Origin of the sequence: Microcoleus sp. SVA1B4 (genome assembly GCF_036700545.1) — a bacterium.
GTDB lineage: Bacteria > Cyanobacteriota > Cyanobacteriia > Cyanobacteriales > Microcoleaceae > Microcoleus.
Genome location: NZ_JAUBPB010000105.1, coordinates 1 through 16,213, shown reverse-complemented (window position 1 = coordinate 16,213; position 16,213 = coordinate 1). Strand labels below are relative to the sequence as shown.

Sequence of the window (16,213 nt, the reverse complement as noted above, 5' to 3'; positions counted from 1 at the left end):
CGCCTTGCACTTAGGATTACCGCATTCATGAGGGTGCATTGTTTTTGTTTCTGCGCGTAAAAGTCAGGTTTGTGATCGCAAAACCATTGCTTGCTACCGATAGAGAACAGCCATAACCGACCTCAATAGACAAATGCACGCTCGACACAGAAAAGCAGCAAGTTGACGGAAAAATTCAGGCATTTGCAGGATATTTTCAGGTAAATACAGGTAAAGTGCAGCCCCTGCAAATACCTGTATTTACCTGATTTTGTACTGCAAACGCCTGATTTTATACTGCACTTGCCTGACTTTAGGGCACACAAAAAATCAGCTAATTTTTTTGGTGGCGGCTTCGATCGACGGTGCGGGGAGTTCGGTAAAATATTTTGGGCAACGCGCGACCAATTCCTGAAAATCTAGGAAGTGCCGATCGCCGACAGCTTCCACCACATCCGCCGCCACCACTTCATCACGGTCGATCGCATCTTCCAAATCGCAATTAATCCCAAAAGCAACTCCGGGCGAACTCCAGCCGATCACCTGTTTGATTCTGGTGGCGAAGTGGTAGGCGATCGGGATTAGCAGTTCTTGGAATTGCTGCTTTTCAGTGTCGGTAAGGTCGCGTCAGATGGCGGCTCGATCGGCGTGGCCCCGCTGGCAAACTTCCTTGAGGATGCCAGCTACGTCTTGAGCAACTTCGCGATCGGCTTCGGCAATTGCGGCGCGGACAAATTCAAGGCATTCGGCGTGGGTGGGGGGGTCTAACTTTACGGGTGATCGGGACTGTTGCGTAGTTTCTAACATGGCGCGCCTCCCTCTGCCTGCTGCACAAAGTTCTCAGGAAAAACAAGCATTTCCCCAATATCCCCGCTAGCTTGCAGGTATTGCACCACATAGCGCGTTCCGTACTCACACCAGCCAGCGACACGAGCTTCTACCCATTTACCCCAGCAGTTAACCCATCCTATCCACCGGGCTATCGGATGTTCTGCCTCTGCCTCTGCCTCGATCACGACTTTGGAAACAGTACCCGCCACGCTCTCCGCCGTTGTATTTTCTGGGGTAGTTTCTGTCATAGATGGTTCTATTTGAGTATTAATAAAATCTGCACTATCTATGACAGCATCTAGACTATATGCGGCGTCCGTTTCAGCCGATTTTGTAGCAGCCTTTTTAGCTTCGACTTTTTGACTCATTCTGGCCGCGGTCAGGGCAGAAAGTTCGGGCCAATTTTCGGGTAAAGAGCATATTCGGACAGGGCCTTTTTTTGTTAGGCGTATCGTGGGTTCAGGTTGGTAGTGGTAGGTGTAAAGTCGTTTTTTGCCTTCTTTCCTGCTTTGCCGACTTATTAGCGACACGCCGATAAGGCTCAAAAGTCGGTTAACGTATTTGAAACTGCTCTTACCGGGCTTCCCTAGTATTTTTGAGACATCCTTATTTTTCCCCCATCTCATAACCTCCTGTATTTCGGGAGATTCCTCAGACCAAGCGCGATCGGGGTCTAAAAACTGCGTAAGGTTAAGCTTGCTTAGCGTCTTAAGTTTCAGCCACTGCGAACTGTGGTCGGGGGCAAAACTTTCGAGCTTCCCCGTCTCCCACTTCAATTTCTGCAAGTATTCCGCATCGTCTGGATGGTTAAAGAGCCATGAATTTTCCAATTGGCGTAGGAGCAATCGGTTCTTGAATCTCACCCGGTGTACAAATTCCCATTTCCAAAGCTCGGTATCCTCAATTCCCGGAAGTAGGGATTTAAGCCGACATTTTTCCGCTTGGTATCTTTCGGGCCAGGTTGCCTTATTGCTGCGGGCGATATCGTGGGCTTCTTCTGGCGAGATATCAGGAGCCTCGAATATTTCCTGTGCTTCTTTTTCCTTACAGATGACTTTGTTTTCAAAGTGGCTCTTTGAGTCGTCACTGCCGATTGACGGGCGATCAACTTCATACCCGCCGTCCGTCAAAGCTTCGACCAAAAATTCTCTTAACTCGGATTTCTCTAAGTTTTCCTGTGATTCAAAGTGGCAACGAGCCCAAAAAAGTGGGTCTGCAAATTGCCTGTCAAGATTGGCTTTGATGTCTTCCTGGTATTCTTCGGGCCCTAACAGTAGGCTTTCAATCCTCAGAGTTGTTTCAATTTGGAGCTTGATTTGGTTGGCGTAGTAAGAAGTGCGATCGGAACTGTCAGAAAGCCCAAAACGAGGACAGAGAACCGAAATTGGCCTGAGCGGATGCCTCACCCGCCGCAGCATTTGAATCAAAGAGTTAACCCCTAGAACTCCACAAAACAATCCAAAAACATCAGTACACCATCCGCATTTGCTTATATCAAGGCCGTTCTCAAGTGTTGGGGTATAAATAATCCAAGGTGGATTGTTTTGCTCAATCCAAGCATCAGGATTAGTCTGGAATGCGATTTGGTCGGGTTCGTTGGAGTTTTTTGAACAAATTAGTAACCCCTTACCGTATCTGTCGGTGAGAGCCATAGCAAGGGCTTCAGCTTCAGGAACAGAGTAATCAGTGGCAATTACGGGACAACCTGAGTTTGCTATGAGGTTAATAAAATCCTGTTTTTCTGCCGCTGTTGGGGTTGCCTTTTCAGTTTCGTAAATGCTGACTTTAGGGCAATTTCCCTTAAACTCGTTCAGATGCTTTGTTACTGTTTTGTTGCCTGCAAGTTTTGCGACAAGCTCGACTGTGTAATCGGTAAGGTGGCCATCGAGTAGAAGAATTCGATCGGCATCACAACAAGCCTGAGAAAATCGCTCTTTAATTGCTTCCCGATCGTGCCTCAAAGTAGGACTCATCAGTAAATGTCTGAGTACGCTTTCGGCTTCATCCAGAATAATTATCGCTCCCTCAAAAATCTCAGGAGGAAGCTTGAGCATGGAGTCAAAACACAGGCAGAGTCTGGCGTTTGGGTCTTTAAACATCTGATACCCATTGTGAGCATTGAGATGGTAAAACCCGCATTTTTCAGCAGTCTGTAGTAGTAACCCGTTCCGGCTCCCCAACACGATGATTTTGCCTTCTGGGTTACTAGCAATAACATCTTTTAAGAATTGAGTTTTCCCGGTTGCTAAACCGCTTCTAACACCCATGATGGTGCCGATTGCGGGTGCTGGTGCGTGAAAGTATCGGGAGTTGATTGTGCGATCGGGAGTATATTGTCGATTGCGTCGCCATTGGTTCTCGATCGCTAGCTTGCGGTAGTTTTTCGCATCAGCTAAAACCACGTCAATGTCGCCGCCGGCAACTAGAAAATCATCAGCACCTTTTTCAGGGCCGGGTAACTTGCCGATTTTGACGATCGCACTTCTGAACAGGCTGGCTGTGGTGTTGGCTGCTTTGAACTCTACACTCTGGGAATAATCCCCGGCGCGGTAATCAAAAAGGATCGTGATTTCGCGTCCTGCTGTGTCAAGCGGTTGGAGTGCTGTGTGTAGTTCCCGCGCTGCTGCCTTTTGATAATCGTCTTTGGCATCAGATTGAAATACCCAGTCCCCTTTTTGCGTAACTCTGTACCCCGTGTAAATCCCAGGCAACCCGATCGCAGCATACCCTCTGCTAATTAATGCCGCTGCCTTCTTCTCACCTTCAGTAATGATGATGGGGCAACCGCTCTCACGTGCCCAGTCCCAAAAACCAAGCCATTCCCCGCGTAATCCAATCACGGGAAATTCTGGCATTGGCAATTTTGCCTTGGCTGCAACCTTCTCCCCAATACGAAGAGTAATCCGTGCGAAAAATATCTTTAAAGGCTTCCCGTAGGGCTGGTGATAGCGGCGGGCCTCTAACTTCTCTGTGGTAGCTTTGCCGAATCCTTTGTTCTTTTCTTTTTTGATGTTGAGTGCGATCGGCTCCCCATCTGTTTGCCGGAAGCGGCCATTCACGAAGTAACCGATCGCGGGTAAACCGGGCGGCCTATATATTCCTTCTTTTTTGATGCGGCCAGCTAAAGCAACTTTTGTACTGCCAGCCAAATCAGACGGCAAATAAAACTGACCATTGAGGAAATACCCCGCGCTACCTGTGCATCTGGCGTAGTTTCTCGCGGGTTTTATATTGCTGCCACCGCTGCTGTCTTTGTTTGATGTTTCATTCTTGAGGTCGGAGTCGCGAAAAATCCCGTTATAGGCTCCGTCTCCGAAGTCTGGGTCAAAGTTGAGGGGGAGGAGTTCCTCATCAACGCCTGACTTGACTACGACATCCTGGTAGCACTTCTCGTAAGCAAGCTTTTTTAGCGAATCTTGGTCAAAATTATCTAAAATTGTCGGATCAAACTTATCTAAACTTGGTAATGATTGACCAAAGTTATCGGAATCTGGTAAAATGGTAGACATAGCTGGGTCATCCGTGGAAGGTTTGCCAGCTACACCTGTATAGAAGAGAGATTATTGTCTGTTGTCTGGAGCTTGCCCCTGGTTGTCAACTTTGTTTTGACAAATGGGGTTATTATTAAAATGATTTATTTTTTTTATTGCTGCTCTCGTCTACACGGGTGTAGCCTTTTTTTTTGGGCTAAAAACGAGTAGAAATAATGCCTGCAAATTTACTGCAAACCTTACGCTGCAATAGATGCAGCATCTTCGAGATGCCTTTCTAAATGCTTTATGTAAGTTTTTACAGCTTGTCTTGTGAATTTTGAAGTCGATTGAGCAAGCAATTCCGCCTTACTGATAATGTCTTGATACTCAGCTTCGGTTACGTACATTGTTACGCTACGCCGTTGCTGGCTCCAATTCTGTGGGTGCATTTTTTACCTCGTCGTTTTAGCTAACAACAATTTACAGCAGATTTTAGTTTGGGTCAATTTTTTCTGGCTAATTTACATCAATTTTCGCAATTCGACAGATATCAGGTAATTTTGTAGCCAAACCAGCCATAAAGCTGGCTGGCTCGATCGCCTGCACCGCCCAAAAGAACTTTTAAGAGTTCTTGCAAAACCAGTTTGACTGTGTTAAACACACAAATCAAATATCAGCTATTCGCCGTTACGAACTTGCAAAAAGGTTCGCAAATTTGAGTAAAAATACAGTGACAGGCAAGGTAGGCGAGCGAGTTTGCAAGGTTTATACTTTACGCAAAAAAGTATATTTTACGCAAAAAAAGGGCAGATACAAACTATTAAATACAAGTAAATACTATTAAATTCAAGTAAATACTCCCGATCGCCCGCAACTCCCCACACCACCGATCGCCCGCACCGCCCCAACTTCTCCACGCTCGATCGGCAGCCGCTTCAGTTTTGCCCGCCGCCGTTGCCACGGTTACGGAGTTGGTTGTTGAGGTACTGCCAGATGTCGCGAATTTCTGTCTGAATGATTCGCATTTGCTCTCGCCATTCGTTGTTCTGCTGGGAAAGCAGCCTCAGCGCTTCTTGATGGCTCCCGATTGCTGAAACAAGAGCGTCAAAACGTTGAGCCAGTCGGTCAACGCGATCGGTGAGTTGGTCAATCCGCTCGGTCAGCCGATCTATGGCTGTCGCATTGGCAAGAGTTTGAACTTCCAACCGCCCGATCGCCTCGGAGTTGGCAAAAGTCTGAGCTTCCAGCCTGGTCAGAGCCTCGGTGTTTGCCTGCTGCTGCACAGCGGTGGCTGCAAGGATTGCTTCTATTCGGTCTAATCGATCGGAACTGTTCATTTACTTCTTTGTAATAAAGGTCAAGGAATGGCGGTCGGCATGGTTTGGGTTGAATTGTGAGAATTTAATGCTAGAGGGTTACTAGACATTAACTAGCACCTTTACTTGCCTTACCCCGCTTAGCTTTCGCTGCTGTTGCTGGCTTGGTTGCGATCGCCTCGACTCAATCAGGCGATCGATGTATTTCTAAATCCCCATTTGCTTAAACTTACGTCCCTGTAAAATAGCGCAACTGTAAGCCAAAACTATCAATAAAATTAAAGTTTTAGGCGGTCGTCACAAGTGTAGCTTTTTTCAAAATCATAGGCTCCTGTTTTACAGTCCTTAAACATTTATTCGATACCACTCCGACATTAAAAGGCTTCTACAGCTTGTTTCAATGTGCCTATATTTGTGAGTAAATACCATAACTCCAATGATGAGTACCAAATTTGCTCAAGTTCACGCTTGAGCAAAAACAGCAAGAAGCCCGACTGGTAATGAGTTAGCCAATGTCGGGCAGTTCAGTGATAGCAAGTAAAACTAAGTAAATAACTAAATACCCGGCTATATTTGTGCAGGAGTTAATTGCGATACCCTGCTACTACAAAACACGCAAAGACGAGGAAACGGGCGAATAAGTTAACGCCAACGCTCGTTGGTCAAGATAGCGGGCTGGGAGTTGCGATCGCCCTTGGGAAAAGTTTCGGTTTAATCCGCGTCCTTTTTTTAGCATTGGGATGCGTTTTTGCTAACAACTCATTTGTTGAATGAAGCTAAGCGATTGTGTCATAGAATTAGGATTTTAAAGAATGACAGTATTGTGGCTGAGGGCAGCTTGGAGGAGTTGCAAAAAGTGATTCCTGCTCAAGAAATTATCGTGGTAAAAACCGATGAAGAAGCTGAAGCCATCGCCCCCGCTAAACAATACAGTTTCATTCCCCGCCGCTACGGTAGCGATTTAGCTTTTTGGCTGCCGGAACGTTTAGAATTAAAAGAAATTATTTTGCTGTTCGATGGAATTTCTATTGATTCAATCGCTCGGTATCCGGTGCGGTTAGAACATATTTATGTCGAAGTGACTAAACAAACTGTATCCTAATCTGCGTCCATCCGCGTACATCCGCCACCATCTGCGGTCAAAAATTCCAGAGTAATTAACAAGGGCGATGTCTAGATTCTCAAGATATCGTCAACCTTTATGCTGTCTCGCAAAATAGCCAATAAAATTCCGCTAAAACAAGTAAACCCTCATACCCACAGCCTCTCTTGGATGTCTAAATTATGTCCTCATGGCAAAGATCCGACTTTTCCGACTTTATGATCCGACTTTTCCGACTTTACAGAGGCAGAGGCCGGAAGCAACGATAGAGATAGGGAAAGCCAACCCACGATGTCTAGATTGTAAAGATATCGTAAACCTGGATGTTGTGTTGCGAAGTGTTAAATAAAAGTATGCTATAAAAGATATGTCTGTGGTATGATACATTAAAGTTGCATCTACGTTATATACATTCATTGCCACGGGAAGCCAGTGAACTCCCACTTCATATCAGGACTACCCCGCTCAGGCTCTACTTTACTGGCTGCACTACTACGACAAAATCCCCGGTTTCACAGCGCTATGACTTCCCCTGTTGGGGCGCAAATCGATCGCATGCTGTCAGCCGTGAGCGAAGACAATTAGTTTTCCGTATTCATTTCCTCTGAACAAAAACAGGCACAGCTTATTACCACCCGCCAACTGAGCGACAAGTGATCACCGACACCAATCGCCGGTGATGCAGCAAATTGTCATTAATTCTGGAACTATTTCCCGAAGCCAAAGTGATCTGCTGTGTCAGAAACATCGCTGGGATTATGGACAGCATCGAGCTACTAATTCGGCGCAACGCCTTTGATGTTTCCAGATTATTTATTTAATGCTCCAGCGGAACGGGCTAACAATTTTACAGCCCGATTGATTTGAGCAATAGGACTAATAAATTATTCAGTCCTCATAGCGAGGACTTAAGCGAGGTGGGGGTTGAAACCCCGACCAGACTTGAATGTCAACAATAGATATCAAGGATTTCAGCAATTATGAACGTACCAAACATGAACAAGCAAATCACTTTCGTAGACTCCGACCTACAGGACTATCAAAGCCTGATTCAAAACGCTGATACCGCTGAAGTTGTAATTTTAAATGACAATTTGAGCGCGATCGAGCAAATTACTCAAGCCTTGATTGAAGATATAGCCCTTGTCGGGACTACCAAAAAAGCGATCGCCTTTATCGACCCTACCGTTGAAGATTACCAGATGCTCGTGGCGGGGGTCGTTCCCGGTATCGAAGCAGTGGTTCTTGATCCCAAACGAGATGGGGTGGAGCAAATTACCCAAATTCTGGGCAACTCTAATTTTGTCGAAGCCGTTCATATCATCTCCCACGGCAGTCCGGGCAGCCTCTACCTGGGCAATACACAACTGAGTTTAGAGACCCTCAACCGCTACGCGACTCGACTACAACAGTGGGAGGCACCCCATATTCTCCTCTATGGCTGTAATGTAGCAACTGGCGATGCGGGTTCCGAGTTGATCTCGAAATTACACCAGTTGACCGGAGCAACTGTTTACGCAGCAAAGACCCTCGTAGGTGCCTCTGAACGTGGCGGAACCTGGAATTTGTCCGAGGTTGCAGGTACTAGCCATCTCAAAGCTTCATCCTTGGCCTTTTCCCCTGAAGTTCTGGCGCAATACCCAGCCGTTCTCCCCTTCCAAACCATGAATCCTACAGGGGGAACCAACAGCACCAACGGTCTCAAACTCGAGATATACGACACTGGAGTCTTCCAGATTTACCGAAATAACGCTTTCCAATCCTTTTCTGGTTCTACCCCTAGCGGTTTCCTGGGTCTTGGTGTGGGGATCACGACTTATGCTAATAGGGGTATTAATCCAGCAGGCAACACTGGGCTAAAACTCTTGACCCAATCGGCGGTTTCTGGTGTCGGGACTTCCCCTAACCCGTATCAGGTGACAACCACTCTCTATGCAGATGTCAATAGTAACAATACCTACGACTCAGCAACAGATTTTCAGGTCCAATGGGTGACTCGCTATGCTGCTCCTCAAGCTCTGTTCTCCCAAGTGTTTAATATTACGGCTCCGGCTGGAAACACCAGTCCCGTCAAGCTATATCAGGGCTTCGATACATTCCTCGCTGGCGGCGATGCGGGCCCCGCCTATGGCTTAACGGCTGCAGAGACGGAGGTGACCGGAACCACTGATAACCCGAAGTTCATTGGAGTTCGCAAAGATGCTGGACTGCCGACCGAAAGCTTTATGGGCTTCCTGGAAAACCAAGGTGAATTTTCCCGCTGGTACTCAGGTTTCTATGCTACTCCATTCAGCGCAGTACAAAGCGGTGGCAATCTCACAAACACCTACGACACAAACCCCAACCAAGACAATGGTATTGCAGTTCAGTACGACCTGGGAGCTATCACTGGAGCGACGACCATTTCTAACTCTCTGGCGTTTACTTTAAATGCCGTCACCGCACCCACAGCCCCCACGATCACTACTACCAGTGGCACAACCAACGATACCACTCCCACTCTGGCGGGAACCGCTGAAGCCAATACTACAGTTAACATCTTACAAGGCACAACGCCTTTGGGTACTGCCACAGCGGATGCTTCGGGAAATTGGACATTTACCCCCACGACAGCTTTAGCCGATGGCCTTTATGCCTTCACCGCTACAGCCACCGATACTGCGGGTAATACTTCTGAGGCTTCGAGTCTAGTTAATTTGACAATCGATGGGACAGCACCCACAGTCACCAGCATCACCTCTACCACCACTGACGGCACTTACGGCACAACCGGCAACATCAACGTCACCGTCAACTTCAGCGAAGCAGTTACCTTAGCAGGCGGTAACATGACTGTTGCCTTAAACACAGGTGGTACTGTAACTATTGCACCTTTCAGCGGCACTACTCCTGTCGGCACTTACACTCCAGCAGCAGGACAAAATAGCACCGACCTCAACTCAACTGGCATCACTTTAATAGGAGGTGCAACATTAAGAGATGCTGCGGGAAATAACGCAACATTGATTATTCCTACCGGACAATCTTTAGCGGATAGCAAAGCCTTGGTTGTAGACACTGTTGTCCCCACAGTAGCCTTAACATCCGCATCCCCCACCACCACAAATGCACCCTTTGATGTGACAGCAACCTTCAGCGAAAGCGTCACAGGATTTACTGACACTGACGTGACTCTGACTAACAGTACGATTAGCAACTTCACAGGTAGCGGCACAACTTATACTTTCACAGTTACACCAACTGCAACTGGCGCAGTCACAGTTGATATCCCGGCTGCTACAGCCACAGATACCGCTGGTAACAACAATACCGCAGCCACTCAACTTGTTCGCACTGCTGATATTACAGCCCCCACAGTAGCCTTAACATCCGCATCCCCCACCACCACAAACACACCATTTTTCGTCACAGCAACATTCAGCGAAAGCGTCACAGGATTTAGTGCGACTGGAGTTAATGTTACTAACGGCATTGTTAGCAATTTTGCAGGTAGTGGCAGCAATTATACTTTTACAGTCATACCTAATGCAGATGGCGCTGTCACCGTTGATGTACCGGAGGCAATAGCAACTGATACAGCCGGTAATAACAATACTGCAGCCACACAACTGACTCGCACGAATGATGCTACAGCGCCAACAGTTGGGTTAACATCAACTTCCGCAACCACAGTCAATGCACCATTTAGCGTCACAGCCACATTCAGTGAAGATGTCACCGGATTTGATAATACTGATATTACCGTTGCCAATGCGACTGTCGGAAACTTTGTCACAGTTGACGCTAAAACTTACACATTTGATGTCACCCCTACTGCGGATGGCGCTGTCACAGTTGATGTACTTGGGGCTCAAGCTACGGATGCAGTAGGTAATAGTAATACAGCAGCAACTCAATTAACTCGTACTGCTGATGTTACTGCACCTACTGCTAACTTGGGTACAATTCCTAACATTACTACAGCAGGTGGTACAAGTCAGATATTGACAGTTACTTTCAGCGATAGTAGTGGAGTTGATGTTAGCAGTCTGAATAATTCTGACATTGTTATAAATGGGTCAGGTGGGGCTATTCCTGCTACCTTTGTTAGTGTTGATGTTAATAGCAATGGTACCCCGCGAACAGCGACATATTCGTTTACGCCGCCTGGGGGAACTTGGGATAATGCTGATAATGGTACTTACACAGTTAATTTGCAAGCCTTGCAGGTGAAGGATGCTAGCGGTAATTTTGCTGCTGCTAGCAATTTAGGTACTTTTAGTATTGATGTTGCGACGCCGACTCCCACTCCCGCGCCACCTCTTAGTGGTTCTTTGGGTCAAACCAATAATTACAGCAGCATTAGTGACCTGATCACAAAATGGCCGAATGCCGCCCAGAATCAAGGCATCAAACTGTCTGGGATAGCTTTTGATGGTTTTGAAACTGACTACCTTAACCCGAATGTCATCAGCAACCTCACCTTAGCAACGAATGAAAACCCTAAAAGCTGGTTGAGCTACGGCGCTGTTGCTGGTATTGGTGTCCCATCCTCTTATGATGGTTGGTTCACCGACGCCAGGAAAATTCGGGCAGAAATCAACCATAACCCCAACACCAATCAATCTCAGGCGCTGAAGGTGAAATGGGCAGATAACCAAGACATCACTAACACAACGATCGACCTCAGTGCATTAAGTCCCAAAACAAGTCCAGGATTGGGCGATCAAGGCAATGAAGTTGGTTTCCTGCAAATCTTTAATAATGGGGTTCTGGTACCAGCCACCAATTTTACGATCGCTCGCCTCAACGCTCCGAGCGCTCCAAAACCGATCACTCGGTCTTCAGATGGAGCTACTTTCATTGGCGATCGCACTGATGGCAATTTCAAATTCCAGATAGTAGGAGACTCTCTGACCGGCGCTACTTTTGACGAACTGCGGTTTTCCACCAAAGCCTACGATAGCCCTACCGCTGCCTACGCCGCCACTTCCTTCAAAAGCGATGGTTCTGACTACCTGGTGCGGAACATTGAATATCAAGGGATTTCTAATGCTGTGCCTCCGACTTTCTTCTCTTACGGTTCGTCTCCCGATCCTATTATTGATGGTGGTTCTGGAGTTGTTACGATTAATCGGACTGGCGATATTTCGGTTTCGGCTTCGGTGGACTATTTGATTGTTGCCCCTAGTGGCGGTCAACCTGTGAACAACGTAGACTACAACATTAGTCCCTTTGCTGTGAATCCTTCGTCCGGTACGGTGAACTTTAATCCCGGTCAAACTAGCGTTAGTCTGACGATTAACAATCTTCCGGGTTTGGCTGGTGGGGTGGTGAATTTGGGCTTGGGCCCAGGTTCGAGTGGCGCTTCGGCATCGACTGCAATTACTCTGCTTTAAGGCTGTTAGTAGGGCGAGGAATCCTTGGTCTACTAATATGTCCCGAAAGTAGTTAAATATTTCATCCTCATACCTAATTACATCACCAACTCTCTATACAAACGCAAAGCTTCCGCGATTGATTTGAACGTCGTGTGGTTTGACTCTGATGAGCGATCAAACTTCATTGGTGCTGAACAACCATTATTCAAAGCGATCGCCTTAAAATCTCATATTTTTTCAACTTTCCATCCAGCCTGATTCCCCACTTTGTCGGCTCGGATGAATACGAAAGCGCCCCGCTTGAATCGATCGCCACTGGGCTTAACTCCGATGAGTGATCTAACTTCGGCTGTTGATAGAATCCAACCAGAGGCGATCGCCTGTTCCAGCGCTGCGTAATGTTGTAAAGGGTCGCGAGTTGCTGCAATATGTCTGGCGATCGCCTCGATGAGTTCAAGAAAGTTTTCTCTGTCTTGATTTATAGCTGTTGAGGTCGTAGGTTCGATCGCTTCTGTTTTGAAAATTTCGGTGTGGCTGCTCTCAAAATCAGATAGGGTGCCGCCAGATTTTAGATGCTGATTTAACTTGTCCAGTTGATCTAGTTGGTCACTGGATATTTTGCCTCGGGCTACTGGTTCGATCGATAAAGCTTTTATGCGATCGTACACAGATTGCTTGCTGCTTAGGTTGTAGCGCTCTTGCAGGCTTGCGATCGGGTAAGTTTCCATAGTCCAGTTACTTGTCCAGTTTGGTACTGGACAAATTGTAACTCGGATTAGTCCAGTCGATCACTGGACAAGTGACTGGATTAAAAAAAACCTTTTTTATGGGGGGTAGAAACGCCTTGCGAGACGTTTATAGATTACCAACTGAGTAACGCCTGTAATTGCTCAGCGTTTAATCCTGTCAATGACGATCCGCTTGACACTAGCGCTTTGAGTAGTTACTTTCGTCATCGGAGCTATCGGTTGACAGGCCAAGTGTTTACACCGCACATGGTGAGGGATTCCATTGTTACTCACCTTAAATTGTCGGGAGCGGAGGATACAGTGCTGACGGCTTTGGCGGAGTTGATGGCTCACTCTCAGAAGACTTAGGCTCAAATCTATGATCGCCGCACTCCTTCTGAGAAGGTGGCTCCGGCTTTGGAAGTGTTGCAGTCGCTCTCGGCCGGAATTCTGCCCGAACCAATGGTGGAACCGTTGGTGGTGGTTTCATTTGAGAATGATGCTAACACTTGACTATTACAGCACTTTTGCGGGTTCGTGAAGTACAAACAAATCGGTTTTAGGGGCAGAACCCCCGTGCCTGCCCCGATTCCGGGTTGTTAAGCTGTACTTCATAAATTCAGTTAAATCCTGACATCGGATACTGATTCAGTGACCTAAATCCCGATCGCTCTGGGGAGTTGTAGTTTCGCTGCTGCCGAAACTCACTTTAACCGAAACGAATCCAGGAAAGTTTTGGCTCGGGTTGGCGTGCCTGACGACACCACGATGATTAGATACAAGGTTCCTGGTGCAATGATGCAGCGCTTTATTAGCTTCTGATTTGGATATTTCTCGCTGGTGTAATTTAGTTCAATTCCGGGATTGCCGTTCAACGCAAATTTTCTTTGGCTAATAAGCCTATAATTCGATTGTGGTTTCGCAGCTATGTCGGCTAGTAGATTCGCCTCCTTTCCCCTCACTTTTGCTGACATATCCCACAAGGCTACGGTGAAAACTTCTTGCTCGGTGCGGACTGTGTAATCTTTTTGGGTTCCATTCCCCATTAAGTTTCTTTCGATGTTTCCGATGGGCATTAGGATTGAAAATTGCTCTTCTTTTGGCGATAGTAATTTCCATTCAGCGAATGCGATAGTCTGGATGTGCGATATCTCGCCTTGTGCTGAGGTTGAATCCCCGGTTGCTGGATAACTGAATCCTGTAGCCAGTAAAACTGTCATAGCAATTAATGGTTTTTTCCACCAAGACATAAGCAGGCTTGCCTCCAAGTTTATCCTTCGATCTTACGGGGTTAAAGGTTATTCAGCTAAATCTTGACCTCTGCAAGTATTGCGTGCGCGCTCTCCTCTATTAGGCGTTGCTGAATACAGGTATGAATTCAAGTTTTTGGAATGGCTATAAGCCAAGTAGAGTGAGTTTTGTAACATCAAACAAAAAGTTTATTCATACGCCAGAATCAGCAACGCCTATGCCTTTTCCGGTTGTTGCCGGAGAACTCACAAGCTGTTTGAACTGGGCAAATTCCACCATCCGCCGACGATCGCCAAAACATCGGTGGATGCAAGAAAGGCCCGCGTCGGTTGCCATCGCAAGATCCTCCTCAATAGCTGAAGCTACGGCGCGAGATGGGTAGCCGATCGCCTCTCGGATTCTCTGGGCTCCGTTGTGGGCGATCGAGCTGTCGCTCAAGCCGCTCGCTCGTTACCCCGGTGTGACGGGAGGAATTGATGGGGAGCATCTCAATTATGCAATGAGTATAAATACTTGCAACAGTCCTATGCAAGAATTATGTAAAATGTAAAAACACACTTACGAGTGAGAAAAATATGACCCCAGAAGAAACTCAAGAACTGCAAAAATGTCTAGAAAAAGTATCCGCTATCTTACTCAAGAATACACCATCAGAACAGCTAAAAGACTTTGGCAGTATTGAATTAGCGGTTAGAGATCATGTCCTCAAAGAAGTAGCCCCAGAGATTGGAAAATTTTTTAAGCAGCAGCAGCCAAACAGAAGCAGGCAGAGCCAGAGAAATCCAGACCTGCATGGGTAAATGGCGAGTAAGAGAAAAACAAAGTAAAAAACTCGGACTAAAGAAAGGGACAAGATTAAGCCCTCACTTAGAAAAATGCTGCCTAATATTGAGCGCCAACGTATCCTATGCTAATACCACCAAAGACTTACAACAACTGACAGGAATATACGTATCCCACAGTACGCAACAACGGCTAGTACATCGCCAAGAATTTGTGGAGGCTGTAGCAGAGAAAACTGTTACCGCTTTGAGTTTAGATGGAGGCAAGGCAAGATTAAGAACCGACTTAGGAGAAGCCAGTGAATGGCGAGACTACAAAGCCGTGGCGTTGCATCATCAACAGTGTGCCGCTTTCTTTCAAGATAATAACAAGCTATTGGATTGGGTGAATCGACAACCTTTAGGTGAGCCAATTACTTGTTTGGGTGATGGACATCCAGGGGTCTGGAATTTGATAGCTGGGATTGCTTCATTTGAGAAACGTTTAGAGATTTTAGATTGGTATCACCGATGCGGAAAACCTCTACAAACTGGGTGGCTCTAATCAACGCTTGCGAACAATGGAGGCTCATCTGTGGCATGGTCAGGTCGATGAGGCAATCACTGCTGTGGCTGACTGGGATGTACCTCACGTCAAGAACTTTCTGGATTATTTAGCTAAACAGACGGGAATCCCCACACTATACCGCTTCGGTTAGTGTGGGATGAAAGACGCGGTGAGGTGAGGATTCCACCCGAAGAGCAATCTCACAGGCGCAAGCATTGAGCAGTGAGCGGGTGGATGACGAGACAAACAAATTCTTCGACGTGTCAATACTTGGTGGTAAATACTAGCAATTAAGGCTAGAAACCTCTCTTATTTTATGGATAAAACATTCACTCATGCACTTGACATCAAGTAACGTATTCGGGTACATTAACACTAATTGATGCGTAGCGACTGCAATCAAACATTTACTACTCAATGAGAACTTCTTACCAGTATCGATTACGTCCAACAAAGTTGCAAGCCACTGAGATTGACAGATGGCTGTCTCTGCTGTGCGCTCAGTACAACTATTTGTTGGCAGATCGATTTAATTGGTACGAACAAAATCGTTCTCCCATCAATGCGTGTCCGCTAGTTTGCCACTTACCCGAACTGCGGGAAAATCCCGACTATTACAGCCAGAAAAAGACGTTACCTCAACTCAAGAAAACTCATCCTTGGTATGCCGGAGTTTACTCTCAAGTTCTTCAAGATGTAGTTAAGCGAGTTAAGGTAACTTTTGATCGTTTCCTGAAAGGTGATAGCAACGGGAAACGCAGCGGTAGACCCAGGGTAAACGCATCTTAACTGGAACCCAAAATATGCTACAGTTAAATCCGACTAAATTTCAATGTAGTTTGTT

At 46.6% G+C, this 16,213-nt stretch carries 16 protein-coding genes; 7 read left to right on the top strand and 9 right to left on the bottom strand.

Translation table 11 applies throughout. The features are described from left to right. Positions 1-309 precede the first annotated feature (309 nt). The 6 genes from QT987_RS28235 to QT987_RS28210 all read right to left on the bottom strand — a co-directional run bounded on the left by QT987_RS28235 (position 310) and on the right by QT987_RS28210 (position 5,620). Positions 310-522, bottom strand: a complete 213-nt coding sequence (locus QT987_RS28235) for a hypothetical protein (RefSeq protein ID WP_333246689.1) — start codon at positions 520-522, stop codon at positions 310-312. Between the two features lie 84 nt (positions 523-606). Beyond that, the gene (locus tag QT987_RS28230; RefSeq protein ID WP_333246687.1) at positions 607-786 is read right to left on the bottom strand and encodes a hypothetical protein; all 180 of its coding nucleotides are present in this window, start codon (positions 784-786) and stop codon (positions 607-609) included. Next, positions 780-4,319: a plasmid replication protein, CyRepA1 family gene (locus QT987_RS28225; RefSeq protein ID WP_333246685.1), complete on the bottom strand. Its 3,540-nt coding sequence runs from the start codon at positions 4,317-4,319 to the stop codon at positions 780-782. The genes QT987_RS28230 and QT987_RS28225 overlap by 7 nt, the downstream gene beginning before the upstream one ends. A 221-nt stretch (positions 4,320-4,540) precedes the next feature. Further along, the gene (locus tag QT987_RS28220) at positions 4,541-4,690 is read right to left on the bottom strand and encodes a hypothetical protein (protein ID WP_333246684.1); all 150 of its coding nucleotides are present in this window, start codon (positions 4,688-4,690) and stop codon (positions 4,541-4,543) included. 413 nt (positions 4,691-5,103) lie between these two features. Next, a complete protein-coding gene (locus tag QT987_RS28215) occupies positions 5,104-5,244 on the bottom strand; it encodes a hypothetical protein (RefSeq protein WP_333246682.1) in 141 nt (46 codons plus the stop codon). Then, positions 5,219-5,620 (bottom strand): hypothetical protein, encoded by a 402-nt coding sequence (locus QT987_RS28210; protein ID WP_333246680.1) that lies wholly within the window; start codon positions 5,618-5,620, stop codon positions 5,219-5,221. Before QT987_RS28210 ends, QT987_RS28215 begins: the two co-directional genes overlap by 26 nt. A gap of 727 nt (positions 5,621-6,347) precedes the next feature. Here QT987_RS28210 and QT987_RS28205 point away from each other — a divergent pair. The 3 genes from QT987_RS28205 (at position 6,348) to QT987_RS28195 (ending at position 12,079) form a co-directional block, all read left to right on the top strand. Further along, complete coding sequence (locus QT987_RS28205; RefSeq protein ID WP_333246678.1) at positions 6,348-6,701, top strand: hypothetical protein; 354 nt, start codon at positions 6,348-6,350, stop codon at positions 6,699-6,701. Between the two features lie 432 nt (positions 6,702-7,133). Further along, a complete protein-coding gene (locus QT987_RS28200) occupies positions 7,134-7,286 on the top strand; it encodes a sulfotransferase (protein ID WP_333246676.1) in 153 nt (50 codons plus the stop codon). A 395-nt stretch (positions 7,287-7,681) separates the two neighbouring features. Further along, positions 7,682-12,079 (top strand): DUF4347 domain-containing protein, encoded by a 4,398-nt coding sequence (locus QT987_RS28195; protein ID WP_333246674.1) that lies wholly within the window; start codon positions 7,682-7,684, stop codon positions 12,077-12,079. Between the two features lie 209 nt (positions 12,080-12,288). Here the strand turns inward: QT987_RS28195 and QT987_RS28190 are convergent, their stop codons facing one another. The 3 genes from QT987_RS28190 to QT987_RS28180 all read right to left on the bottom strand — a co-directional run bounded on the left by QT987_RS28190 (position 12,289) and on the right by QT987_RS28180 (position 14,478). Next, positions 12,289-12,789 carry a hypothetical protein gene (locus tag QT987_RS28190; RefSeq protein ID WP_333246673.1) on the bottom strand — a complete coding sequence of 167 codons (501 nt, stop codon included), beginning with the start codon at positions 12,787-12,789 and terminating at the stop codon, positions 12,289-12,291. Between the two features lie 704 nt (positions 12,790-13,493). Beyond that, a complete protein-coding gene (locus QT987_RS28185) occupies positions 13,494-14,039 on the bottom strand; it encodes a hypothetical protein (protein ID WP_333246671.1) in 546 nt (181 codons plus the stop codon). Between the two features lie 193 nt (positions 14,040-14,232). Continuing rightward, positions 14,233-14,478 (bottom strand): hypothetical protein, encoded by a 246-nt coding sequence (locus tag QT987_RS28180; protein WP_333246669.1) that lies wholly within the window; start codon positions 14,476-14,478, stop codon positions 14,233-14,235. A 137-nt stretch (positions 14,479-14,615) separates the two neighbouring features. Here QT987_RS28180 and QT987_RS28175 point away from each other — a divergent pair, with 137 nt between their 5' ends. The 4 genes from QT987_RS28175 to QT987_RS28160 all read left to right on the top strand — a co-directional run bounded on the left by QT987_RS28175 (position 14,616) and on the right by QT987_RS28160 (position 16,158). Continuing rightward, a complete protein-coding gene (locus tag QT987_RS28175) occupies positions 14,616-14,840 on the top strand; it encodes a hypothetical protein (protein ID WP_333246667.1) in 225 nt (74 codons plus the stop codon). 88 nt (positions 14,841-14,928) lie between these two features. Beyond that, positions 14,929-15,366, top strand: coding sequence for a hypothetical protein (locus QT987_RS28170; protein WP_333246665.1), 438 nt, complete (start codon positions 14,929-14,931; stop codon positions 15,364-15,366). Positions 15,367-15,382: 16 nt separating this feature from the next. Further along, entirely contained in the window at positions 15,383-15,520 is a 138-nt protein-coding gene (locus tag QT987_RS28165; protein WP_333246663.1) for a hypothetical protein, read from the top strand. A gap of 266 nt (positions 15,521-15,786) precedes the next feature. Next, positions 15,787-16,158 carry a helix-turn-helix domain-containing protein gene (locus QT987_RS28160; RefSeq protein WP_445299738.1) on the top strand — a complete coding sequence of 124 codons (372 nt, stop codon included), beginning with the start codon at positions 15,787-15,789 and terminating at the stop codon, positions 16,156-16,158. Positions 16,159-16,213 lie beyond the last annotated feature (55 nt).

Coding starts and splice junctions, on each gene's coding strand:
- QT987_RS28220 (WP_333246684.1), bottom strand. CDS start 4,690: ATGTACGTAACCGAAGCTGAGTATCAAGACATTATCAGTAAGGCGGAA.
- QT987_RS28185 (WP_333246671.1), bottom strand. CDS start 14,039: ATGTCTTGGTGGAAAAAACCATTAATTGCTATGACAGTTTTACTGGCT.
- QT987_RS28165 (WP_333246663.1), top strand. CDS start 15,383: ATGGAGGCTCATCTGTGGCATGGTCAGGTCGATGAGGCAATCACTGCT.
- QT987_RS28175 (WP_333246667.1), top strand. CDS start 14,616: ATGACCCCAGAAGAAACTCAAGAACTGCAAAAATGTCTAGAAAAAGTA.
- QT987_RS28160 (WP_445299738.1), top strand. CDS start 15,787: ATGAGAACTTCTTACCAGTATCGATTACGTCCAACAAAGTTGCAAGCC.
- QT987_RS28225 (WP_333246685.1), bottom strand. CDS start 4,319: ATGTCTACCATTTTACCAGATTCCGATAACTTTGGTCAATCATTACCA.
- QT987_RS28210 (WP_333246680.1), bottom strand. CDS start 5,620: ATGAACAGTTCCGATCGATTAGACCGAATAGAAGCAATCCTTGCAGCC.
- QT987_RS28230 (WP_333246687.1), bottom strand. CDS start 786: ATGTTAGAAACTACGCAACAGTCCCGATCACCCGTAAAGTTAGACCCC.
- QT987_RS28195 (WP_333246674.1), top strand. CDS start 7,682: ATGAACGTACCAAACATGAACAAGCAAATCACTTTCGTAGACTCCGAC.
- QT987_RS28190 (WP_333246673.1), bottom strand. CDS start 12,789: ATGGAAACTTACCCGATCGCAAGCCTGCAAGAGCGCTACAACCTAAGC.